This is a genomic window from Streptococcus mitis (assembly GCF_047464945.1).
Lineage (GTDB): Bacteria > Bacillota > Bacilli > Lactobacillales > Streptococcaceae > Streptococcus > Streptococcus mitis_EA.
In genome coordinates, this window is sequence record NZ_JASHAX010000009.1 from 21427 (window position 1) to 43701 (window position 22275).

The 22275-nt window shown below is 40.9% G+C and carries 18 protein-coding genes; 10 read left to right on the forward strand and 8 right to left on the reverse strand.

Annotation, left to right across the window (positions count from 1 at the left end; genetic code table 11):
* Positions 1–8 precede the first annotated feature (8 nt).
* The 3 genes from QM424_RS08675 to QM424_RS08685 all read left to right on the forward strand — a co-directional run bounded on the left by QM424_RS08675 (position 9) and on the right by QM424_RS08685 (position 3190).
* The gene (locus QM424_RS08675; RefSeq protein WP_033682917.1) at positions 9–239 is read left to right on the forward strand and encodes a hypothetical protein; all 231 of its coding nucleotides are present in this window, start codon (positions 9–11) and stop codon (positions 237–239) included.
* Positions 240–507: 268 nt separating this feature from the next.
* The gene (aspS, locus tag QM424_RS08680) at positions 508–2271 is read left to right on the forward strand and encodes an aspartate--tRNA ligase (protein WP_414394254.1); all 1764 of its coding nucleotides are present in this window, start codon (positions 508–510) and stop codon (positions 2269–2271) included.
* Positions 2249–3190 (forward strand): YitT family protein, encoded by a 942-nt coding sequence (locus QM424_RS08685; RefSeq protein ID WP_414394256.1) that lies wholly within the window; start codon positions 2249–2251, stop codon positions 3188–3190. The genes aspS and QM424_RS08685 overlap by 23 nt, the downstream gene beginning before the upstream one ends.
* Positions 3191–3219: 29 nt before the next feature.
* Here the strand turns inward: QM424_RS08685 and QM424_RS08690 are convergent, their stop codons facing one another.
* The 5 genes from QM424_RS08690 to QM424_RS08710 all read right to left on the reverse strand — a co-directional run bounded on the left by QM424_RS08690 (position 3220) and on the right by QM424_RS08710 (position 8694).
* Complete coding sequence (locus QM424_RS08690; RefSeq protein WP_414394258.1) at positions 3220–4206, reverse strand: LacI family DNA-binding transcriptional regulator; 987 nt, start codon at positions 4204–4206, stop codon at positions 3220–3222.
* 9 nt (positions 4207–4215) lie between these two features.
* Positions 4216–5016 (reverse strand): DUF1189 domain-containing protein, encoded by an 801-nt coding sequence (locus QM424_RS08695; RefSeq protein WP_414394260.1) that lies wholly within the window; start codon positions 5014–5016, stop codon positions 4216–4218.
* A 157-nt stretch (positions 5017–5173) separates the two neighbouring features.
* Positions 5174–6016, reverse strand: coding sequence for a sugar ABC transporter permease (locus tag QM424_RS08700; protein WP_295498312.1), 843 nt, complete (start codon positions 6014–6016; stop codon positions 5174–5176).
* A gap of 1 nt (position 6017) precedes the next feature.
* On the reverse strand, positions 6018–7310 hold the full coding sequence (locus tag QM424_RS08705) for a carbohydrate ABC transporter permease (RefSeq protein ID WP_414394262.1): 1293 nt from the start codon (positions 7308–7310) through the stop codon (positions 6018–6020).
* A 112-nt stretch (positions 7311–7422) separates the two neighbouring features.
* Positions 7423–8694 (reverse strand): extracellular solute-binding protein, encoded by a 1272-nt coding sequence (locus QM424_RS08710; protein WP_414394264.1) that lies wholly within the window; start codon positions 8692–8694, stop codon positions 7423–7425.
* A 488-nt stretch (positions 8695–9182) separates the two neighbouring features.
* Between QM424_RS08710 and malQ the strand changes: the two genes are divergently transcribed.
* The 3 genes from malQ (at position 9183) to QM424_RS08725 (ending at position 13412) form a co-directional block, all read left to right on the forward strand.
* The gene (malQ, locus tag QM424_RS08715; protein WP_414394266.1) at positions 9183–10700 is read left to right on the forward strand and encodes a 4-alpha-glucanotransferase; all 1518 of its coding nucleotides are present in this window, start codon (positions 9183–9185) and stop codon (positions 10698–10700) included.
* 25 nt (positions 10701–10725) lie between these two features.
* Positions 10726–12984, forward strand: coding sequence for a glycogen/starch/alpha-glucan family phosphorylase (gene glgP / locus QM424_RS08720; RefSeq protein ID WP_000950168.1), 2259 nt, complete (start codon positions 10726–10728; stop codon positions 12982–12984).
* Positions 12985–13205: 221 nt separating this feature from the next.
* Entirely contained in the window at positions 13206–13412 is a 207-nt protein-coding gene (locus QM424_RS08725) for a hypothetical protein (RefSeq protein WP_033675785.1), read from the forward strand.
* Between the two features lie 355 nt (positions 13413–13767).
* On the opposite strand, the gene QM424_RS08730 is transcribed toward QM424_RS08725, so the two are convergent.
* Entirely contained in the window at positions 13768–14616 is an 849-nt protein-coding gene (locus QM424_RS08730) for a putative RNA methyltransferase (RefSeq protein ID WP_414394268.1), read from the reverse strand.
* A 75-nt stretch (positions 14617–14691) separates the two neighbouring features.
* A complete protein-coding gene (locus tag QM424_RS08735; RefSeq protein ID WP_023941542.1) occupies positions 14692–14838 on the reverse strand; it encodes a hypothetical protein in 147 nt (48 codons plus the stop codon).
* 81 nt (positions 14839–14919) lie between these two features.
* Here QM424_RS08735 and QM424_RS08740 point away from each other — a divergent pair, with 81 nt between their 5' ends.
* Together QM424_RS08740 and QM424_RS08745 are read left to right on the forward strand one after the other, a co-directional pair.
* A complete protein-coding gene (locus QM424_RS08740) occupies positions 14920–15198 on the forward strand; it encodes a DUF6110 family protein (RefSeq protein WP_000910909.1) in 279 nt (92 codons plus the stop codon).
* 1 nt (position 15199) lies between these two features.
* A complete protein-coding gene (locus QM424_RS08745) occupies positions 15200–17263 on the forward strand; it encodes a heavy metal translocating P-type ATPase (RefSeq protein ID WP_414394270.1) in 2064 nt (687 codons plus the stop codon).
* Between the two features lie 75 nt (positions 17264–17338).
* Here the strand turns inward: QM424_RS08745 and tyrS are convergent, their stop codons facing one another.
* Positions 17339–18595, reverse strand: coding sequence for a tyrosine--tRNA ligase (gene tyrS, locus QM424_RS08750; protein WP_414394272.1), 1257 nt, complete (start codon positions 18593–18595; stop codon positions 17339–17341).
* Positions 18596–18736: 141 nt separating this feature from the next.
* Here tyrS and pbp1b point away from each other — a divergent pair, with 141 nt between their 5' ends.
* Both pbp1b and QM424_RS08760 read left to right on the forward strand, forming a co-directional pair.
* Entirely contained in the window at positions 18737–21199 is a 2463-nt protein-coding gene (gene pbp1b / locus QM424_RS08755) for a penicillin-binding protein PBP1B (protein ID WP_414394274.1), read from the forward strand.
* Between the two features lie 82 nt (positions 21200–21281).
* Positions 21282–22193 carry a DMT family transporter gene (locus QM424_RS08760; protein ID WP_414394276.1) on the forward strand — a complete coding sequence of 304 codons (912 nt, stop codon included), beginning with the start codon at positions 21282–21284 and terminating at the stop codon, positions 22191–22193.
* Positions 22194–22275: the final 82 nt, after the last annotated feature.

Here is a 22275-nt window from a genome sequence, read left to right on the forward strand (position 1 = left end):
GAGGTCACATGAAACGAGTAATTTTATTAGCAGTGATTCAAGCAGTCGTTCTATTTTTCATCATTGGGGCGCTAGCTTATGCCTTTAAGGGCGATTTCTTTTATAGCCATCTAGCAGTGGTCTTTGCCCCTATTGCCGGTATCTGGCGTTTTGGGACAGCTTATACAACGGAAATTGTCTTGCCGAGAAAAGCGGCTGAAATCGCTGAAAAGCGTAAAGCAGGCAAAAATTCAAAATAAAAGAGTCCGGTGAAGTTCATCGGATTTTTGTATTATACTCAATGAAAATCAAAGAGCAAACTAGGAAGCAAGCCGCAGGTTGCTCAAAGCACAGCTTTGAGGTTGGAGATGAAGTTGACGTGGTGTGAAGAGATTTTCGAAGAGTATTAGCGTTAATTTTTAGGGCCTCCACTTGATTTTTAAAGACAGGCAAACTTTTCTGCTGATTTTCATGAAGAGCCTGCGCTTTTATGGTAAAATAGTAACAGAATAAAAGAGGAGAGAAACAATGAAACGTAGTATGTATGCTGGTCGTGTTCGTGAGGAACACATCGGACAAGAAATGACCTTGAAAGGATGGGTTGGCCGTCGTCGTGACCTTGGTGGTTTGATCTTTATCGACCTTCGTGACCGTGAAGGAATCATGCAGTTGGTTATCAACCCTGAAAAAGTTTCTGCAGAGGTTATGGCAACAGCTGAAAGCCTTCGTAGTGAATTTGTTATCGAGGTGACTGGACAGGTCGCTGCGCGTGAGCAAGCCAATGATAAGTTACCAACTGGTGCAGTTGAGTTAAACGTGACAGCTCTGACAGTGCTTAATACAGCTAAGACAACACCATTTGAGATTAAGGATGGTATTGAGGCTAATGACGATACACGTTTGCGTTACCGTTACCTTGACCTTCGTCGTCCAGAAATGTTGGAAAATCTTAAACTTCGTGCTAAGGTGACCCACTCTATCCGCAACTACTTGGATGAGTTGGAGTTTATCGACGTGGAGACACCATTCCTTTCTAAGTCAACTCCTGAAGGGGCGCGTGACTATTTGGTGCCATCTCGTGTTAATAGAGGGCATTTCTACGCTCTTCCACAAAGTCCACAAATCACGAAACAGCTCTTGATGAATGCTGGTTTTGACCGTTACTACCAAATCGTTAAATGTTTCCGTGACGAGGACTTACGTGGAGACCGCCAGCCTGAGTTTACCCAGGTCGACTTGGAAACATCTTTCCTTACTGAGCAAGAAATCCAAGATATCACAGAAGGCTTGATTGCGCGCGTGATGAAGGAAACTAAAGGCATCGAAGTAACGCTTCCATTCCCTCGTATGAAATACGATGATGCTATGGCTCTTTATGGTTCTGACAAGCCAGATACGCGTTTTGACATGTTGCTTCAAGACTTGACAGAAGTGGTCAAAGGTGTTGACTTCAAAGTCTTTTCAGAAGCACCTGCTGTAAAAGCCATTGTGGTCAAAGGCGCTGCGGACAACTATTCACGTAAAGACATCGACAAGATGACGGAAGTAGCCAAACAGTACGGTGCCAAAGGACTTGCTTGGGTCAAGGTTGTGGATGGAGAATTAAACGGACCAGTTGCTAAGTTCTTGACTGGCATTCAAGCAGAATTGACAGCAGCGCTTGCACTTGAGGATAAGGATTTGGTTCTCTTTGTGGCGGATACGCTTGAAGTGGCCAATGCAACTCTTGGTGCCCTTCGTGGACGTATTGCCAAAGAGCTTGGTTTGATTGACAATGATAAATTCAACTTCCTTTGGGTGGTTGACTGGCCAATGTTTGAATGGTCTGAAGAAGAAGGTCGCTACATGAGCGCCCACCATCCATTCACACTTCCACAGGAAGAGACAGTTCACGAATTAGAAGGTGATTTGGCTAAGGTTCGTGCCATTGCTTACGATATCGTCTTGAACGGTTATGAGCTTGGTGGTGGTAGCCTTCGTATCAATCAAAAAGACCTTCAAGAACGCATGTTCAAGGCTCTTGGTTTCTCAGCCGAAGAAGCAAATGACCAGTTTGGCTTCCTTCTTGAGGCCATGGACTATGGTTTCCCACCACACGGTGGCTTGGCTATCGGGCTTGACCGATTTGTCATGCTCTTAGCAGGAGAAGAAAATATCCGTGAAGTCATTGCCTTCCCTAAGAATAACAAGGCAACTGATCCAATGACACAAGCTCCTTCAACAGTAGCTCTAAAACAACTAGAGGAACTCAGCTTACAAGTAGAAGAAGATGAAACAAGCAAAACGAATTAAGCGGTGGCGCTATTATCTGCGCCGCTTTGCTTATCAGATAAAAATTTTACGTGTCTTACAAAGCATCTCTCGTGAAAAATACGATGAGAAGATTTCGGCCTCTCTGGTCTATGGATTTTTATCAGCAGTGGCGGTCAATTTCTTTTTCCAACCAGGGCATGTGTATTCGAGTGGTGCGACAGGTCTGGCACAGATTATCTCTGCCTTGAGTAATTACTGGTTTGGTTTTCATATTCCGATTTCATTGGCTTTCTATGCTATTAATTTTCCTTTGATGGTTTTAGCTTGGTATCAGATTGGCCATAAGTTTACCGTCTTTACCTTTATCACGGTGTCCATGAGTTCCTTATTTATCCAGTTTGTCCCTGTGGCGACCTTGACGGAGGATCCCATTATCAATGCCCTTTTTGGGGGTGTTGTCATGGGCTTGGGGATTGGTTTCGCTCTTCGCAACAATATCTCCAGCGGCGGGACGGATATCGTCAGCTTGACCATTCGCAAGAAAACGGGTAAGAATGTTGGTAGTATTTCTTTCTTGGTAAATGGGACTATCATGCTGATAGCAGGTTTGACCTTTGGATGGAAGTATGCCCTTTACTCGATGATTACTATCTTTGTCTCTAGCCGAGTGACAGATGCGGTCTTTACCAAGCAAAAACGCATGCAGGCCATGATTGTGACCAATCATCCAGACAAGGTAATTGAAAAAATCCATAAAAAATTACACCGCGGCGCAACCATGATCCACGATGCAGAAGGAACTTATAATCACGAAAGAAAGGCAGTTTTAATTACTGTCATTACGCGTGCAGAGTTTAATGAATTTAAACTCATTATGAAACAAGTTGATCCAAGTGCCTTTGTCTCTGTATCTGAGAATGTTCATATTCTGGGACGGTTCGTTGAAACAGATAATTAATAATCAAAAAAACCAGCTCGAGCTGGTTTTTATTTTTCGATAATTTTGTGAGCAATCAACTGGCGGTAGCAAATTTGTTTATTGCTTTTAGCATCGTTGATAATCTGGAGAATGGTTTCAAGGGAAACACGACCGAGTTCCAAGCTATTGATATCGATATAGGCTGCCAAGTTGAGCTTGGGATTGACCGAGTCGAAGCTGAGGACAGGAACATCCAGTTGGTGTTTTGCGATGTAATCACAGACCCCTTCAGCTAGGAGACTATCAGTTGTGATAATGGCATCGATTTTTGTGTCATGCTCGAAGAGGTGTTTACTAAATTGATAACCTTCTTCTTCAAGAAATTCTGTCGCAAAGTAAGTCAGATTGCTATCAAGAGGAAGTTGGTGTTGCTTGAGGGCTGATTCGTATCCTGAAAAACGGTCTTGAGTAACAAAGAGTTTCTTGGCACCTCCGATAAAGGCAATTCGCTTGCAACCTTTTTTAATGAAGTATTCGGCCGCATCAAAACCAGCTTGGACATTGTCATTATCGACAAGAGGAATAAAAGGTGAAATAGATTTCCCTAATATGAGGAAGGGGAACTGCTCATCAGCAACCAGTTTGACCAGGGGATCTTCTTCTTCAGCATAGAGGAAAATCAAACCATCTACACGCTTACCATAGACCATCTGAGAAATGGCTTTAAGACGCTCTTTGGCATCTTTACCTGTCGCAATCTGAATGGCATAGTGGTTTTCAGAGGCGACTTGGGCAATACCACGGAGAACAGATGGGAAGAAAGGGTTTTGATAGAAGGCATCTGAGTCGTCAGGAAGCACCAATCCGATAACCTGAGTATAGCTGCTCACTAAGCTACGAGCATTGAGGTTGGGGTGGTAGTTGAGCTCCTTCATAGCCTTGCGAACGCGTTTTTTCGTTTCGTCGCTAATGGTTGATTTGTTTTGAATAACACGGGTTACGGTTGAAGGTGAAACACCTGCAGCCTTAGCCACATCTTTAATCGTAACGGGCATAAAAATCTCCTATTTATGGTAATCTGGATCACGGAAGTAGGTTTTATAAAAAATAGTGACCAGATAAAGAACAAAAAGAATGTTTTGTACAGTGATGAGGGTTGTCATATTTTGACCAAATAACCCTAAAACAAGGGTAATCAGAGTTGGTAATCCTAAACAGTTCAAGATAAAATGGTAGCACTCTTTAAAGGTTTTAAAGGAAAAGAGGCGTGATTTTTTTGTGATGTAAAGAAGAAGACTGGCTCCAAGAGAGACTATAAAAAAGTTGAGTCCGAATAGGAAGCTAGCACCAAGAACGAGAAAGAGACTGATATAGACTCTATTTTGCTGGTACCAGTCTTTAGAAATAGCTTGGGTCAAGCTTTCCTTACTTTTAAAGCTCTCAGTTTGAATAGCCTGGTAACGAATGCGGGTGAGTTCTTTTCCTTCTTTACTGATAACAAGCTCCTCCCGACCAAAATGTAGTTGTAAGTCTTTTGGCAACTCCTTGCTTTGACTAGAGTCAATCAAGAGAGAAGGTTGCTTGTTTTTAGTCCCCGAATAGGTCAGTTTCCCCTCCACGATTTCTACATGTTCTGATAAATCCTTGATTGCTTCATCGGTTAATGGTGTGTATACATTGTCGATAAAGGTATCTAATGGATAGGTTTCCTGGGAGCTGTTTTGAATGGCAATTGGAACCATAGACAAGCTAATGAGGAAGATACTGGTAAATATTAGTTGAAACCAGTTAAGCCCAAAACGTTTGGTAAGGGGCTTACGAAATCCCCAAATACTTGAAAAATATGAAAATGGATATGGAAGCATTTGTATCTTTCTAAAAGGTGTTTTCTATATGAGTATTATTATATAGAGAAATGTGCTTTATTTCAAGTCTAGGAGACAAATTGCTTGTGCGAAAGCTCCTTTTTTATAGCATAATAGTATGCTGCAGTTCTAAAAGAAAAAGGGTGGCGGGGATAAATTATCCCTTGTCGCCACCACTTGTAAGTCCTGAAACAAAGTTCTTTTGTAGGAAGAAGAAGAGAATACAGATTGGAAGGGCAATGAGGATAGCACCTGCTGAGAAGTAGGCAATCTTCATGTTTTTTGCATTGTTAACGAAGGTTTGGAGACCAACGGCAACAGTAAAGTATTCTTTCTCACGAAGCAAGAAACTAGAGAGGATGTAATCCCCGAAAGGTCCCATGAAGGCCCAGAGAGCTTGTACAGCTACCATTGGGCGAACAAGAGGTAGAACAATCTGCCAGAAGCGACGGAAGTGTCCTGCACCATCTAGTTTTGCAGATTCGTCGAGAGACATTGGAACTGTATCAAAGTAGCCTTTCATAAGCCAGGCATTCATCGGAATACCTCCACCTACATACAGGAAGATAAGGAACCAACTGTGGTTAAGAGCGTTCAACATAAGGGCCATAACAAAGAAGGCAGTTAAGGCAGCCATGGTTGGCACCATTTGGATAATCAAGAAGAAGACCAAACTTTGTTTACGAGCGATGAAGTTGTAGCGGCTATATGCATAACCAGCAAGGACGATGATACTTGTTTGAACAGCCATAGTTACCAAGGCAATAATCAAAGTATTGAGGTACCAAGTGCCGTATAGTGTTTCAGAGAAGAGTCCTTGGAAGTTAGCAAAGCTAAAGTCAACGTTGCTATCTAACTTAAAGGCTACCACATTACCAGTCTTGAAAGCAGACATAATGGTAATCAAAAGTGGATAGATAATCACGATTGATAGTCCGATCAAGTAGAAGTAAGTAAGGGCTTGAGTCAGTCTACGTTTGAGTTTGATTGAGTTATTCATCTTAGACGTCCTCCATATCAAATGCGTGTAGTTTCTTGAATGCAATCATAGAAATAGAGATAACAATGATAGAGATAATCAAGGTAACAGCTGCCGCCATAGAGTATTGAGGAGATGTACCTGTAGTCAAACGGTAAATCCATGAGATCAAGATGTCAGTTGAACCAGCTCCACCTCCGACACTACCAGGTCCACCAGCATTGAAGAGGTACATGATAGAGAAGTTGTTAAAGTTGAAGGTGTATTGGCTGATCAATGTAGGTGCCGCAACAGCCAAAATCATTGGGAAAGTGATGTTGCGGAATTTTTGCCAAGCATTGGCACCGTCAATATAAGCTGCTTCGTAAAGATCATTTGGAATAGATTGCAAGATACCCAAAGTTAAAACGTAAATGTATGGGAATCCAAGCCAACCTTGCATCATAATCAAGGCAATCTTAGTCCAAGTTGGGTCTGTTTTCCAAGGAATAAGAGCACCATCAAGGAAAGGAAGGAATTTAGCCAAGATTGGCAATACTTGAGTGTTGATAGCACCAACACTATCATTAAACATGTTTGAGAATGTCAAGATAGTGATGAAGGCTGGGACAGCCCAAGGAAGAAGGAAAATAACACCAAAGATACGTTTTCCTTTGATAAATGGTTGGTTAGCAATAATAGCTGTGAAGATACCGATAACAATCTGTAAAGTTGAGGCAGCCAAAGCCCAGATGATGGTCCAAGAAAGAACGGCACCAAAGGCAGAACGGAAGGTACTCAAACTCCAGATATTTGTAAAGTTAGTTAAGCCAACCCAGTCCAACAATTTGTTAGGAGGTAAGTGTTGGAAGTCGTAGTTTGTAAAGGCAATCATCAAGGTTACAATAACTGGGAAGATGATTGCAAATGTCATAGCTACATATGATGGGATAATTAAAAGGTAAGGGAAGCCATTTTCATAGATTCCTTTGACCATTTCTTTAAAGGTAAGTGCTACTGGTATGCCATTGTTAATGTGTTTGGCAGTTGTATGTGCATCTTTAATATTTGAGAAATAAAAGAGCACATAAACGACTACAAAGATTAAATGGAAGGCACCACGAATCAGCATAAAGAGGGAATTATCACGACCAGGTTTGTCACCAAGAGTAATTAAATTGCTCAATTCAGGGGCTGCAAGTGCTAGGAAATAAAGGACAAAAACAAGAGTGACACCAAGGAAGATAAAACCTTTGGCTTTTTGTTTATTGTAAATCTGTCCTAACCCAGGAATGATAGACAGCAGGGCTGCTTTACTAGGTTGTTGCTTTTCCATAATAACTCCTTTCATAGGATACTGGTTTCTAATCAAAAACCTAAACTATATATGTTTTTCTATTGATAAATTCAAAGGGGGATTTGATTTCCACCCCCCTTGAACAAATTTTTTATTCACCAAATTTTTGTTTGATTGTTTCTTTGATCAATGTTACAGCATCGTTAGCAGCTGTTTTAGCGTCTTTCTTACCACTTACAGAGTCAAAGAGCATGTTAGCAGCTGGTTCCCAAACTGCAGACATTTGAGAGATGTTTGGCATTGGTTGAGCGTTCTTGAACTGTTTGATAACAGCTGTTGTCAACTCATCATTTTTACCTTCAGCGTATGAACGAGCTTCAGTGTTAGCTGGGATTTCGTTAGTTTTATCGTAGAAGGCTTTTTGTTGTTCAGTTGAAACAAGGAAGTCTACAAATTTTTGTGCAGCTTCAAGGTTCTTAGTGCTTGATGGGATGATCCAAGCTTTACCACCACCGAATGCTGCGTAGTCTTTTCCGTTTGGAAGAGTTGGGATAGTTGCAACACCGTAGTTTACTTTAGCATCTTTGAAGGCTTGAGCTTTCCAAGGACCATCAATGATAGCAGCTGTTTTACCTTCTTGGAATTGAGTTTGGATTAAGTTTCCAGCAGCTGTACCATCTTGCATACCTTTAGGCCATTTTTCATACCAAGATTTAGCGTAGTTGATACCTGCAATAGAACCGTCGTTTGCAAGACCGATGTCTTTAGCGTCTTTACCGTTTTGTCCAAATACGTAAGCGCCGTTACCAGCAAGAAGTCCGTATGCATAGTAGAAGTTTGTCCAGTCAGCTAGGAAAGCAGAAGTTTTTCCATCTTCTCCAGCGAAGGCATATTTGCTATCTTTAGCAAGGTTTTCCAAGTCAGCAAAAGTCTTTGGAGCTTCTTTTACCAAGTCTTTGTTGTAGTACATCACAAGTGACTCGATAACGGCAGGAGCACCGTAAACTTTACCGTCAGCAGCTGTTACAAGAGATTTAGTTTTATCATCTGCTTTAGCGCCGTCGCTTACTTTAACTTCTGAAAGTTGTCCGTCAGTTCCAAGGCTACCTACGCGGTCGTATGGTGCCATCATAACGTCAGCAGCTTGACCTGATTGGTTGTCAAGAGCAAGTTTGTCAAGTCCACCAAGTTGGTCACCAGATTTGATGTTAACTTTTGTTCCTGATTCTTTTTCATAAGCTTTAGCAACTGTTTCGGCGTAAGCTTTATATTGGTCTTCAACGTAAAGAGTAATTTCTTTCCCTGCAGATGAGCCAGCATCAGCAGCTTTTTCAGCTGGTTTGCTTCCGCAAGCTACCAAGAGCAAGCTAGCAAGTGTAACAGTTCCAAGAACAGCAGCGCTCTTCATGAATTTAGATGACATAGTGTATTCCTCCTAAAGAATAACAAATTTTATTAATGAGGCAAACGCAAACGTTTTCCTTTATGGCATTAGTATAACACAAATAGAAAACGGTTGCAAGTGTTTTTTGTAAAAATTTTAAAAAAATTTCACGAGAACGGTAAGCGTTTTATTTGTTTATAATAGAAGAAAAGTCGGAAAATATATTTTCATGATTTTACTGAAATTATTTAGGGAAACGATTGCCTAAATTTTGAACAAAAAAATAAATTGCTCTAGACCAAAAGTAGGCTAAGTTGAGCCTTCTATTTATAGTTGAAGAAGATTTTGTAAATAGAAAAGAAAAATGTATATGTATACATAAAGAAGGACAAGTTTTTTTAAAAAAATAATCAAAAAGTTTTTTAAAAACGCTTGCAATTATTCCAAAAATAAAGTATACTTATCATAACGCAAACGTTTGCGCCCAAAAATGAAAATTTAAACTACAAATACACGAGGTGTTGTTTATGAAAAAACGTCAAAGTGGTGTGTTGATGCACATCTCTTCTCTCCCAGGAGCCTACGGAATCGGATCGTTTGGTCAAAGTGCTTACGACTTCGTTGATTTCTTGGTTCGCACAAAACAACGTTACTGGCAAATCCTTCCATTAGGAACAACTAGTTACGGGGATTCTCCTTACCAGTCTTTCTCAGCCTTCGCAGGGAACACTCATTTTATCGATTTGGATATCTTGGTGGAGCAAGGTTTGTTGGAAGCAAGTGACCTTGAAGGAGTTGACTTTGGTAGCGATCCGTCTGAAGTTGACTATGCTAAGATTTACTATGCACGTCGTCCTCTTTTAGAAAAAGCGGTGAAACGTTTCTTTGAAGTTGGAGATGTTAAAGATTTTGAGGAATTTGCTCAAGACAACCAATCATGGCTTGAGCTCTTTGCTGAGTATATGGCTATCAAAGAGCATTTTGAAAATCTTGCTTGGACTGAATGGCCAGATGCTGATGCTCGTGCTCGTAAAGCTTCAGCGCTTGAAAGCTACCGTGAGCAATTGGCAGACAAGTTGGTTTACCACCGTGTGACTCAATACTTCTTCTTCCAACAATGGTTGAAATTGAAAGCTTACGCTAACGACAACCACATCGAAATCGTTGGGGACATGCCAATCTACGTAGCGGAAGATTCAAGCGATATGTGGGCAAATCCACATCTCTTCAAAACAGATGTCAACGGTAAGGCAACTTGTATCGCAGGATGCCCACCCGATGAGTTTTCTGCAACTGGTCAGCTTTGGGGTAACCCAATCTATGACTGGGAAGCAATGGATAAAGACGGCTACAAATGGTGGATTGAACGCTTGCGTGAAAGCTTCAAAATCTACGATATCGTTCGTATCGACCACTTCCGTGGTTTCGAATCTTACTGGGAAATCCCTGCTGGTTCCGATACAGCAGCACCTGGTGAGTGGGTGAAAGGTCCAGGATACAAGCTTTTTGCAGCCGTTAAGGAAGAACTTGGTGAGCTAAATATCATCGCTGAAGACCTTGGCTTCATGACTGATGAAGTTATCGAATTGCGTGAACGTACTGGCTTCCCAGGAATGAAGATTCTTCAATTTGCCTTCAACCCAGAAGACGAAAGCATCGATAGCCCACATTTGGCACCTGCTAACTCAGTTATGTACACAGGAACTCACGATAACAACACGGTCCTTGGTTGGTACCGTAACGAGATTGATGATGCGACTCGTGAGTACATGGCTCGCTACACTAACCGTAAAGAATACGAAACAGTTCCACACGCTATGCTTCGTACAGTCTTTTCATCAGTTAGCTTCATGGCAATTGCAACTATGCAAGATTTGCTAGAATTGGATGAGACAGCTCGTATGAACTTCCCATCTACCCTTGGTGGAAACTGGTCTTGGCGTATGACTGAAGAGCAATTGACACCAGCTGTCGAGGAAGGTTTGCTTGACTTGACAACAATCTATCGACGAATTAATGAAAATTTGGTAGAATTAAAGAAATAATACAATATCAGGAGACACCTTAAACATGTTATCACTACAAGAATTTGTACAAAATCGTTACAATAAAACCATTGCAGAATGTAGCAATGAAGAGCTTTACCTTGCTCTTCTTAACTACAGCAAACTTGCAAGCAGCCAAAAACCAGTCAACACTGGTAAAAAGAAAGTTTACTATATCTCAGCTGAGTTCTTGATTGGTAAACTCTTGTCAAACAACTTGATCAACCTTGGTCTTTACGACGATGTCAAAAAAGAACTTGCTGCTGCAGGTAAAGACTTGATCGAAGTTGAAGAAGTTGAATTGGAACCATCTCTTGGTAATGGTGGTTTGGGACGTTTGGCTGCCTGCTTTATCGACTCAATTGCGACTCTTGGTTTGAATGGTGACGGTGTTGGTCTTAACTACCACTTTGGTCTTTTCCAACAAGTTCTTAAAAACAACCAACAAGAAACAATTCCAAATGCATGGTTGACAGAGCAAAACTGGTTGGTTCGCTCAAGCCGTAGCTACCAAGTACCATTTGCAGACTTTACTTTGACATCAACTCTTTACGATATTGATGTTACTGGTTATGAAACAGCAACTAAAAACCGCTTGCGTTTGTTTGACTTGGATTCAGTTGATTCTTCTATTATTAAAGATGGTATCAACTTTGACAAGACAGATATCGCTCGCAACTTGACTCTCTTCCTTTACCCAGATGATAGTGACCGTCAAGGTGAATTGCTCCGTATCTTCCAACAATACTTCATGGTTTCAAACGGTGCGCAATTGATCATCGACGAAGCAATCGAAAAAGGAAGCAACTTGCATGACCTTGCTGATTACGCAGTTGTACAAATCAACGATACTCACCCATCAATGGTTATCCCTGAATTGATCCGTCTTTTGACTGCACGTGGTATCGAGCTTGACGAAGCAATCTCAATCGTTCGTAGCATGACTGCCTACACTAACCACACAATCCTTGCTGAAGCCCTTGAAAAATGGCCTCTTGAATTCTTGCAAGAAGTGGTTCCTCACTTGGTACCAATCATCGAAGAATTGGACCGTCGCGTGAAAGCAGAATACAAAGATCCAGCTGTTCAAATTATCGATGAGAGCGGACGTGTTCACATGGCTCACATGGATATCCACTACGGATACAGTGTTAACGGGGTAGCGGCACTCCACACTGAAATCTTGAAGAACTCTGAGTTGAAAGCCTTCTACGACCTTTACCCAGAAAAATTCAACAACAAAACAAACGGTATTACTTTCCGTCGTTGGCTCATGCATGCTAACCCACGATTGTCTCACTACTTGGATGAGATTCTTGGAGAAGGTTGGCACCATGAAGCAGATGAGCTTGAAAAACTCTTGTCTTATGAAGACAAAGCAGCTGTCAAAGAAAAATTGGAAAGCATCAAGGCTCACAACAAACGTAAATTGGCTCGTCACTTGAAAGAACACCAAGGTGTAGAAATCAATCCAAACTCTATCTTTGATATCCAAATCAAACGTCTTCACGAGTACAAACGTCAACAAATGAACGCTTTGTACGTGATCCACAAATACCTTGACATCAAAGCTGGTAACATCCCTGCTCGTCCAATCACAATTTTATTTGGTGGTAAAGCAGCTCCAGCCTACACAATCGCTCAAGACATTATCCACTTGATTCTTTGCATGTCAGAAGTGATTGCTAACGATCCAGCAGTAGCTCCACACTTGCAAGTTGTTATGGTTGAAAACTACAACGTTACTGCAGCAAGCTTCCTTATCCCAGCATGTGATATCTCAGAACAAATCTCACTTGCTTCTAAAGAAGCTTCAGGTACTGGTAACATGAAATTCATGTTGAACGGAGCTTTGACTCTTGGTACTATGGACGGAGCTAACGTGGAAATCGCTGAGTTGGTTGGCGACGAAAACATCTACATCTTTGGTGAAGATTCAGAAACTGTTATCGACCTTTACGCAAAAGCAGCTTACAAATCAAGCGAATTCTACGCTCGTGAAGCTATCAAACCATTGGTTGACTTCATCGTTAGCGATGCAGTTCTTGCAGCTGGAAACAAAGAGCGCTTGGAACGTCTTTACAATGAATTGATCAACAAAGACTGGTTCATGACTCTTCTTGACTTGGAAGACTACATCAAGGTTAAAGAACAAATGTTGGCTGACTACGAAGACCGTGACGCATGGTTGGATAAAGTTATCGTTAACATTTCTAAAGCAGGATTCTTCTCATCTGACCGTACAATCGCTCAGTATAACGAAGATATCTGGCACTTGAACTAAGATACAAATTTATACTAATACATTTTGTAAAAAAAGCGAGTTTCGATTGAAATTCGCTTTTTTTGAAAGCTGTGGATTTGGGTCAATCTTGTCTTAAAAGAAGAGAAAGCGGTTTAACACTCTCTTTCAACCTCATGCTTCTTCGTAGTTGTTTACCTCATATTTCTTGTATTCGCTTACATAAAGTATTATAATATGATTGTAGGAAAGAAGGTGTTTTTATGTGGAAAAAATATTTTTCAAAATATAAATGGACGGATTTATTTTGGATTTTATTTGTTATTTTGACATGCCTCTATATTGGTAACCATGATTTGTTTCCTCTCAATCATCAAGAATTCTCTTTTCGTGGTAGCGTTTGGGGTCTGGTACTGGCCTTATATCACTTATTGTTCATTGATAAGTTTGTAATTTCGAATCGAAAATAAAGATTAGAACTATGCTTGACTGCCTACTTTTATGATTGATTTTGGAGGGAAGATTTTGTCTCTGTTATTTATTATTTTAAATTTATCTATTTTGTACAAGATCTATTCTTTGAGGCGGGAGAAATCGAAATACTTGATTTATACGGCCTATATCATATTTGGGGCAAATGTAGTATATGGTATTCAATGGTTATTAAAAGAACTGGTTTCAAAGATTTCCACTTAATGTGTATAGAAACTCCAGTGATTTTTGCATAACAAAACGCATAAGATTAAGGTTTTTGAGTACCTGTCCTTATGCGTTTTTGTAATATTGAGGATTTTCGGTAAGTTTTATACCTTTGGGAAGTCTAGTTTAGAATGTTTTCCCAACCAGAATCTCTGCTTCAATGGTAATCTCTGTCAGTTGGCTCCAGTCAATCTTGCTCTGGTCGATGTGAAAGAGGAGAGGAGTCATACTGAGTAGGGATTGGAGCTGCTCTGCTGTGATAGGCTTGGTTAGTGAGGCAGTTTTACTGGATAAGATAGTGAAGTTGTTTTGGAAATGATTTTTGATATCTTGGTTGGAATAGTCCTTGTTTGTCAGCTGGTTTTGTACCTTCTGACGGATTTCCTTGAGGTGATTTTCAGTTGGAATAACCTTTATCAAGATACCGTCTTTGGATAAAACGCGACGAAATTCTCCGTAATTGGCAGGGGAAAAGATATCAAGTAAGATATCCATGCTGGCGTCTTTTATAGGAAGACGAGCTAGCTCGCCAACGAACCAATTGACTGCCCAGTTTGGTTCACTCTTGGCAGCGATTTGGACTGAATCTTTTGAAATGTCAAAGGCATAGAAGGTTTTTTCAGGGTGACTTTCTTGTAGTTTGCGAGAATAGAATCCTTCGCCACAACCGATATCTAAAATTGTTTTGGCATTTTTTGAGTTTGAAAGTAAATCAGAGACGGCCTCTAAGATAGCTTGGTAAAAGCCGGCTTCTAGGATTTGTTGCCGGTTTTGAAAGTTTTCCTTGTCGTAGTTGGCAGATTGATTGATTTGAGGTGCCAGATTGACATAGCCAAATTTAGCCAAGTCAAAAGAATGGCGATTGCTACATTTGAGGCTGCTCTCTACCAGAGCTAGATTTTCTTGGCAGATAGGACAGGCAAAGGCAGTCGCAGAAGCAAAACGCTGGAGTTTAGGTTTGAGATTTGTATTCATAGTTTAAGTGTATCAAAAGAGGCAAATGAAAGCAACTTTAGGAATAAGTAGATGGGAGATTCAGTAGAAATAAAACTAATACTCTTCGAAAATCTCTTCAAACCACGTCAACGTCGCCTTGCCGTAGGTATGGTTACTGACTTCGTCAGTTCTATCTACAACCTCAAAGCAGTGCTTTGAGCAACCTGCGGCTAGTTTCCTAGTTTGCTCTTTGATTTTCATTGAGTATAATTCTCCAATTTATAAAATGAAATTGCTTTTATATCTAAATTGCTATATAATAATGATAAGGAGGAAATAAGTATGTTAAAAGAAGTACTAACCGTTGCAAAAGTTGCGAAAAAATCATCACTCTTTTTGGGTGGTGTCGCATTTGGTACCCTTGGTTTGAAAATCTTAGCAAGTAAGGAAGCTAAAAAAGGCTATTCTAAAGCTTTGGCTAAGGCTTACAAGTTGAAAGACGAGCTAGATGCATCTGTTTCTGTTGTGAAGCAACATGGAGATGATGTCTTGCAAGATGCCAAATATTTGTACGAGCAAGAGAAAAAAGAAGAGCAATTAGATAGCCTTATAGGAGAATAATATGTCTTTTAAAGTGCTATATAGAGGATATCAACATATCCGACTATCATCTTCTTTTTCACTTACCTTGGATATTCAAGACTATCTTCGTTCCTTGGCGAGAGATGAGAAGGGAATTGAGTCTATCCAGTTTTACATGGATCAACAGCACTTTACTCTACGTATAAAAGAAGGCTTCTCCGTATTAGACAATGCAGAAGCCTTTTTAAAAAGAATTGATAAAGGGAAAGTTTCTGAGTTGATGACTCTTCCTGTTCGTAGAGAAGAGAGTGCTTATTCTATCGTTTCAGGTGCAGCGATTAAGCGTGTGCTTTTTCGTAGTCTTGTGCCGTCTCCTATTCGCTATATATGGACTTGTTATCAGGCCTTTGGATATGTTAAAGAAGCCTATCAAACACTAGCGCGTAAGGAACTAACGATGGAAGTCTTGGACTGTTCGGCTATTTTATTGTCTTTGTTTATGAACCAATCCAAGACTGCCAGCAACATCATGTTTATGCTTGATTTGGGGAATCATTTAGATCAGTGGTCCTTGAAAAAAACTGCAACAGATTTAGAACAGAGTCTTCTTGCAAAAGAGAGCGATGTATTCTTAGTACAGGGCGATACGGTCGTTAGTATCAAGAGTTCCGATGTTCAAATCGGAGATGTCTTGGTCCTATCTCAAGGAAATGAAATTCTGTTTGATGGACAAGTAGTTTCAGGTCTAGGTATGGTCAACGAAAGTTCCTTGACGGGAGAGAGTTTTCCAGTTGAAAAAAGAGAGTCTGATTCGGTTTGTGCAAATACAGTCTTGGAGACTGGGGAGCTACGCATTCGTGTAACCGATAATCAGATGAACAGCCGTATTTTACAGCTGATTGAGTTGATGAAGAAATCTGAAGAAAACAAGAAAACGAAACAACGCTATTTCATCAAAATGGCGGACAAGGTCGTCAAATATAATTTCTTGGGGGCTGGTCTGACTTACCTATTAACAGGTTCTTTTTCTAAGGCTATTTCATTCCTATTGGTCGATTTCTCCTGCGCTTTGAAAATCTCTACTCCTGTAGCTTATTTGACAGCTATCAAAGAAGGGTTGAACCGTGAAATGGTGATTAAGGATGGAGATGTTCTAGAGAAATATCTGGAAGTTGACACTTTCTTGTTTGATAAGACAGGAACAATCACAACTAGCTATCCTATAGTTGAAAAGGTGTTACCTTTTGGGGATTATAGCGAGGAAGATATTCTCAGAATCAGTGCCTGTCTTGAGGAACACATTTATCATCCTATTGCTAATGCCATTGTCAAGCAAGCTGAGATAGAGGGGATTGAACATGAGGAAATGCATGGGAAACTCCAATATATCGCAAGCAAGGGGATCAAATCACATATTGATGGCCAACCAGTTTTTATTGGGAATTATGTTTTGATGCAGGATGAGCAAATTCATATCAGTTCGGAGCAAAATGCTTTAATTGAAGAGTACAAGAGTCACTACAATCTCTTATTCTTAGCCTACCAGAATGAATTAATTGGAATGTTCTGCATCCATACTCCTTTGAGAAAAGAAGCTAAGGCAGCCTTGGAGAAACTTAAGGCACAAGGGAAAAAATTGATTCTGGCAACAGGGGACACCTTGGTTAGAACAGAGGAATTAGTCAAAGATTTGCCCTTTGATCAGGTCTATACAGACTTGAAACCTGATGGGAAATTTGAGTTAGTAGAGGAACTGCAGAAAGCAGGTCACACTATTTTGATGGTTGGGGATGGATTGAATGACTCAGCGGCTCTAACCCTATCAGATATCGGTGTGGTGATGAATGAGAGTGCAGATATTTCTAAGCAGATGAGTGATATCTTATTGTTAGATAATCGTTTGGATTTCTTCCAAGAGTTGGATTCGCTATCATCATCTTTGCAAACACTCATCAAGAAGAATATTCAAGATACCGTTGTCGTAAATAGTAGTTTGATTGGCTTTGGCTTGTTTAATTGGCTCAGCCCTTCAAATCTTTCTATCTTACATAATCTAACAACCTTACGCATTGTACTGCGTAGCCTGTCTATTAAAAATAGATAGATGTGGTTATCAACAACAAAAAGGAGTTACCTTTCTCGAGGTTAACTCCTTTTTTATAGGTAAATGTTGAACAGTTTAGTAAGTCAATACAAAGTATTTTTTCTTCCCACGACGAATAACAGTCAGTTCGTTCTCTAACTTATCTGCGTCACTCAAGACATAGTCAAGGTCTTGGATGCGGTCGCCGTTGACGTAGATAGCTCCGTTTTGGACGTCTTCACGGGCTTGGCGTTTTGAGTTAACTACACCAGATGAGACGAGCAGTTCCACGATATTGTGGTTTTCGTCTGCCTGAACTTGGTAGTTTGGTACACCACGAAGTCCTTGTTTGAGCTCTTTGACAGAAAGGTTTTTGATGTTTCCTGCAAAGAGTTGCTCAGTGATGTTGAGGGCTTCTTTGTATGCTTCTTCACCGTGAACGAGTGTAACGACTTCACGAGCCAAGACTTTTTGTGCCAAGCGTTCGTGTGGAGCTGCTTCAAATTGTTTACGGATGTCTTCAATCTCATCAAGTGACAAGAAAGTAAAGATCTTCAAGAAGCGAACAGCGTCAGCGTCCATAACATTCATCCAGAATTGGTACATTTCGTATGGAGAAGTCTTTTCAGGGTTGAGCCAAATAGCATTCCCTTCTGATTTACCAAATTTCTTACCAGTTGCGTCTGTAATCAATGGAACAGTGATAACGTGACCAGTCTTGTCAGCCTTACGGCGAAGCAATTCAGTACCAGCTGTCATATTTCCCCACTGGTCAGAACCACCGATTTGTAGTGTTACGTTGTGGTCTTGGTTAAGGACGAAGAAGTCGTACCCTTGCATGATTTGGTAGGCAAACTCAGTGTATGAAATTCCTGTTTCAATCCGTTTTTTCACAGACTCCTTGCTCATCATGTAGTTGACAGTAAAGTATTTTCCGATATCACGGAGGAAATCAATGAAGCTGATGCTGCCAAACCAGTCGTAGTTGTTGACCATGACAGCTTTATTTTCACCATTTTCAAAGTCAAGAAAACGAGAAAGTTGTCCTTGGATAGACTTGACCCAGCCATCTACTGTGTCTTTTGTTTGGAGACTACGTTCAGCATCTTTGAAGGACGGATCTCCGATGAGACCTGTAGCACCGCCAACGAGCGCATAAGGTTTGTGACCTGCTAGTTGCAAGCGACGACTTGTCAAGATTGCGACAAGGTGGCCTAGGTGAAGGCTGTCAGCAGTTGGATCGTAGCCAGTATAATAAGAAACTTGACCTTCTTCTAGGGCTTTACGCAAAGCTTCTTCATCAGTCGTTTGAAAAATCAAACCACGCTCTTTTAGCTCATCAAAAATGTGCATGTGTCTTTTCTCCTTTTTAAAATTATTGTTTTTAACTATTGTATCACAAACTTGGGCAATAGCCTAGCAGAATAGGGAAGAAAGTGGCTATTTTATTGAAAGTTTCCCTTTTGTGGTATAATAGATAGAGTGAGGAAATCCATGCAAAATCAAGTAAATGAATTAAAACGAAAAATGCTGGAATTTTTCCAGCAAAAACAAAAAAATAAAAAATTAGCTAGCCCTGGCAAGAAAGGCTCAAGTGTCCAAAAATCTAAATCCTTAGAGAAGCCAGCCATTTTTCCAGCTATTTTACTGAGTATAAAAGCTTTATTTAACTTGCTCTTTGTGCTCGGTTTTCTAGGAGGAATGTTGGTAGCTGGGATTGCTTTGGGGTACGGAGTAGCCTTGTTTGACAAGGTTCGGGTGCCTCAGACAGAAGAATTGGTACATCAGGTCAAGGACATCTCTTCTATTTCAGAGATTACCTATGCGGATGGGACGGTGATTGCTTCCATAGAGAGTGACTTGTTGCGCACTTCTATCTCATCTGAGCAAATTTCGGAAAATCTGAAGAAGGCTATCATTGCGACGGAAGATGAACACTTTAAAGAACATAAGGGTGTAGTGCCCAAGGCGGTGATTCGTGCGACCTTGGGGAAATTTGTAGGTTTGGGTTCCTCAAGTGGGGGTTCAACCTTGACCCAGCAACTAATTAAACAGCAGGTGGTTGGGGATGCGCCGACCTTGGCTCGTAAGGCGACAGAGATTGTGGATGCTCTTGCCTTGGAACGCGCCATGAATAAAGACGAGATTTTAACGACCTATCTCAATGTGGCTCCGTTTGGGCGAAATAATAAGGGGCAGAATATTGCAGGAGCTCAGCAGGCAGCCGAGGGGATTTTCGGTGTAGATGCGAGTCAGTTGACGGTTCCTCAAGCAGCATTTTTAGCAGGACTTCCACAGAGTCCCATTACTTACTCTCCTTATGAAAATACTGGGGAGTTGAAGAATGATGAAGACCTAGAAATTGGCTTAAGACGGGCTAAGGCAGTTCTTTACAGTATGTATCGCACAGGTGCCTTAAGCAAGGACGAGTATTCTCAGTACAAGGATTATGACCTTAAACAGGACTTTTTACCATCGGGCACGGTCACAGGAATTTCACGAGACTATTTATACTTTACAACTTTGGCAGAAGCTCAAGAACGTATGTATGACTATCTAGCTCAGAGAGACAATGTCTCCGCTAAGGAGTTGAAAAATGAGGCAACTCAGAAGTTTTATCGTGATTTGGCAGCCAAAGAAATTGAAAATGGTGGTTATAAGATTACTACTACCATAGACCAGAAAATTCATTCTGCCATGCAAAGTGCGGTTGCTGACTATGGCTATCTTTTAGACGATGGAACAGGTCGTGTAGAAGTAGGGAATGTCTTGATGGACAACCAAACAGGTGCTATTCTAGGCTTTGTAGGTGGTCGTAATTATCAAGAAAATCAAAACAATCATGCCTTTGACACCAAGCGCTCACCAGCTTCTACTACCAAGCCCTTGCTGGCCTACGGGATCGCTATTGACCAGGGCTTGATGGGAAGTGAGACGATTCTGTCTAACTATCCAACAAACTTTGCCAATGGCAACCCGATTATGTATGCTAATAGCAAGGGGACAGGAATGATGACCTTGGGAGAAGCCTTGAACTATTCATGGAATATCCCAGCTTACTGGACCTATCGTATGCTCCGTGAAAAGGGTGTTGATGTCAAGGGTTATATGGAAAAGATGGGCTACGAGATTCCTGAGTACGATATTGAGAGCCTGCCAATGGGTGGTGGTATTGAAGTCACAGTTGCCCAGCATACCAATGGCTATCAGACCTTGGCAAATAACGGAGTTTATCATCAGAAACATGTAATTTCTAAAATTGAAGCAGCAGATGGTAGAGTGGTGTATGAGTATCAGGATAAACCGGTTCAAGTCTATTCAAAAGCTACTGCGACAATTATGCAAGGCTTGTTGCGAGAAGTTCTATCCTCTCGTGTGACAACAACCTTCAAGACGAATCTGACTTCTTTAAATCCTACTTTAGCTAATGCAGATTGGATTGGGAAGACTGGTACAACCAACCAAGACGAAAATATGTGGCTCATGCTTTCGACACCTAGATTAACTCTAGGTGGATGGATTGGGCATGATGATAATCATTCATTGTCACGTAGAGCAGGTTATTCTAATAACTCTAATTACATGGCTCATCTGGTAAATGCGATTCAGCAAGCCTCCCCAAGCATTTTGGGGAACGAGCGCTTCGCTTTAGATCCTAGTGTCGTAAAATCCGAAGTCTTGAAATCAACAGGTCAAAAACCAGGGAAGGTTTCTGTTGAAGGAAAAGAGGTAGAGGTCACAGGTTCGACTGTTACCAGCTATTGGGCTAATAAGGCAGGGGCGCCAACGACAAGCTATCGCTTTGCTATTGGTGGAAGTGATGCGGATTATCAGAATGCTTGGTCTAGCATCGTGGGGAGTCTACCAACTCCATCAAGCTCCAGCAGTTCAAGTAGTAGCTCTAGCGACAGTAGCAACTCAAGTGCTACACGACCCTCTTCAAGGACGAGACGATAAGTCCTTTAAACTTTTCTAAATGAAGTGGCTAATCAATGGATTGCCACTTTTTTCTTTTTTCCTTTCGTGTTACAATAAAGGTATGAATCAGTATCAGAAAAAGATTGTTAAAGGAACCATTTATTCGCTTCTATCCGGCTTGATATGGGGAATCTGTGGGATTCTAGGAGAGTATTTCTTTACTCATTATCAGGTGTCTTCTGGTTGGATTACCTCTATGCGTTTGACACTGGCAGGGAGTCTTGTGCTTATTTGGTCAGCAATGCAATTAAAATTGCAAGTGCTAGATATTTGGCGAGATAAGAAAAATTACCTGCCCTTTTTGGCCTATGCTATTTTGGGAATTTTCTCAGTCCAGTATTTTTTCTATCTCTGTGTAGAATACTCAAATGCAGCGACAGCGACTATTTTACAGTTTATCAGTCCTGTCTTTATCCTCTTTTACAATCGCTTGGTTTATCAAAAACGAGCGTCAAAAAGCGCTATTTTCTATGTTTTGATTGCCATGCTGGGTGTTTGCCTGATGGCGACAAAGGGGGATCTCTCTCAGTTATCCATGACACCGCTAGCACTTGTGACGGGTTTGCTGAGTGCCATGGGGGTCATGTTTAATGTTATCTTGCCTCAGCCTTTTGCGAAGCGCTATGGTTTTGTACCCACGGTTGGGTGGGGGATGATTTTGGCCGGTTTATTTAGCAATGTCCTCTCTCCGATTTATCAGCTTTCCTTTACTCTTGATATTTGGAGTATCTTGATTTGCCTCATTATCGCTTTCTTTGGAACGGCTTTTGCTTTTTTCATTTCCATGAAGGCTGTGTCCTTGGTTTCTCCTTTGGTGGTTTCCGTTATCAGTGCCAGTGAACCTCTCTCTTCTGCTCTCTTGAGTGTTTTGTTCTTAGGATTGGTAGTGGATTGGTCCCTTCTTCTAGCTATGGCCCTGATTATTTTACCCATGATTTTCCTATCGATAGAAGAAGCGAAAGAAAGTAAATAAAAAGTCTTTTCTTAATTCTAAAAGTGTGCTATACTAGAATAGTCAATAAAACACGGGGAGATAGTTGTGAAGAGTGTTTTTA

Bases quoted from the DNA above. Each gene is read 5' to 3' on its own strand.
- QM424_RS08675 (WP_033682917.1), top strand. From the start codon at position 9: ATGAAACGAGTAATTTTATTAGCAGTGATTCAAGCAGTCGTTCTATTT.
- aspS (WP_414394254.1), top strand. From the start codon at position 508: ATGAAACGTAGTATGTATGCTGGTCGTGTTCGTGAGGAACACATCGGA.
- QM424_RS08685 (WP_414394256.1), top strand. From the start codon at position 2,249: ATGAAACAAGCAAAACGAATTAAGCGGTGGCGCTATTATCTGCGCCGC.
- QM424_RS08690 (WP_414394258.1), bottom strand. From the start codon at position 4,206: ATGCCCGTTACGATTAAAGATGTGGCTAAGGCTGCAGGTGTTTCACCT.
- QM424_RS08695 (WP_414394260.1), bottom strand. From the start codon at position 5,016: ATGCTTCCATATCCATTTTCATATTTTTCAAGTATTTGGGGATTTCGT.
- QM424_RS08700 (WP_295498312.1), bottom strand. From the start codon at position 6,016: ATGAATAACTCAATCAAACTCAAACGTAGACTGACTCAAGCCCTTACT.
- QM424_RS08705 (WP_414394262.1), bottom strand. From the start codon at position 7,310: ATGGAAAAGCAACAACCTAGTAAAGCAGCCCTGCTGTCTATCATTCCT.
- QM424_RS08710 (WP_414394264.1), bottom strand. From the start codon at position 8,694: ATGTCATCTAAATTCATGAAGAGCGCTGCTGTTCTTGGAACTGTTACA.
- malQ (WP_414394266.1), top strand. From the start codon at position 9,183: ATGAAAAAACGTCAAAGTGGTGTGTTGATGCACATCTCTTCTCTCCCA.
- glgP (WP_000950168.1), top strand. From the start codon at position 10,726: ATGTTATCACTACAAGAATTTGTACAAAATCGTTACAATAAAACCATT.
- QM424_RS08725 (WP_033675785.1), top strand. From the start codon at position 13,206: ATGTGGAAAAAATATTTTTCAAAATATAAATGGACGGATTTATTTTGG.
- QM424_RS08730 (WP_414394268.1), bottom strand. From the start codon at position 14,616: ATGAATACAAATCTCAAACCTAAACTCCAGCGTTTTGCTTCTGCGACT.
- QM424_RS08735 (WP_023941542.1), bottom strand. From the start codon at position 14,838: ATGAAAATCAAAGAGCAAACTAGGAAACTAGCCGCAGGTTGCTCAAAG.
- QM424_RS08740 (WP_000910909.1), top strand. From the start codon at position 14,920: ATGTTAAAAGAAGTACTAACCGTTGCAAAAGTTGCGAAAAAATCATCA.
- QM424_RS08745 (WP_414394270.1), top strand. From the start codon at position 15,200: ATGTCTTTTAAAGTGCTATATAGAGGATATCAACATATCCGACTATCA.
- tyrS (WP_414394272.1), bottom strand. From the start codon at position 18,595: ATGCACATTTTTGATGAGCTAAAAGAGCGTGGTTTGATTTTTCAAACG.
- pbp1b (WP_414394274.1), top strand. From the start codon at position 18,737: ATGCAAAATCAAGTAAATGAATTAAAACGAAAAATGCTGGAATTTTTC.
- QM424_RS08760 (WP_414394276.1), top strand. From the start codon at position 21,282: ATGAATCAGTATCAGAAAAAGATTGTTAAAGGAACCATTTATTCGCTT.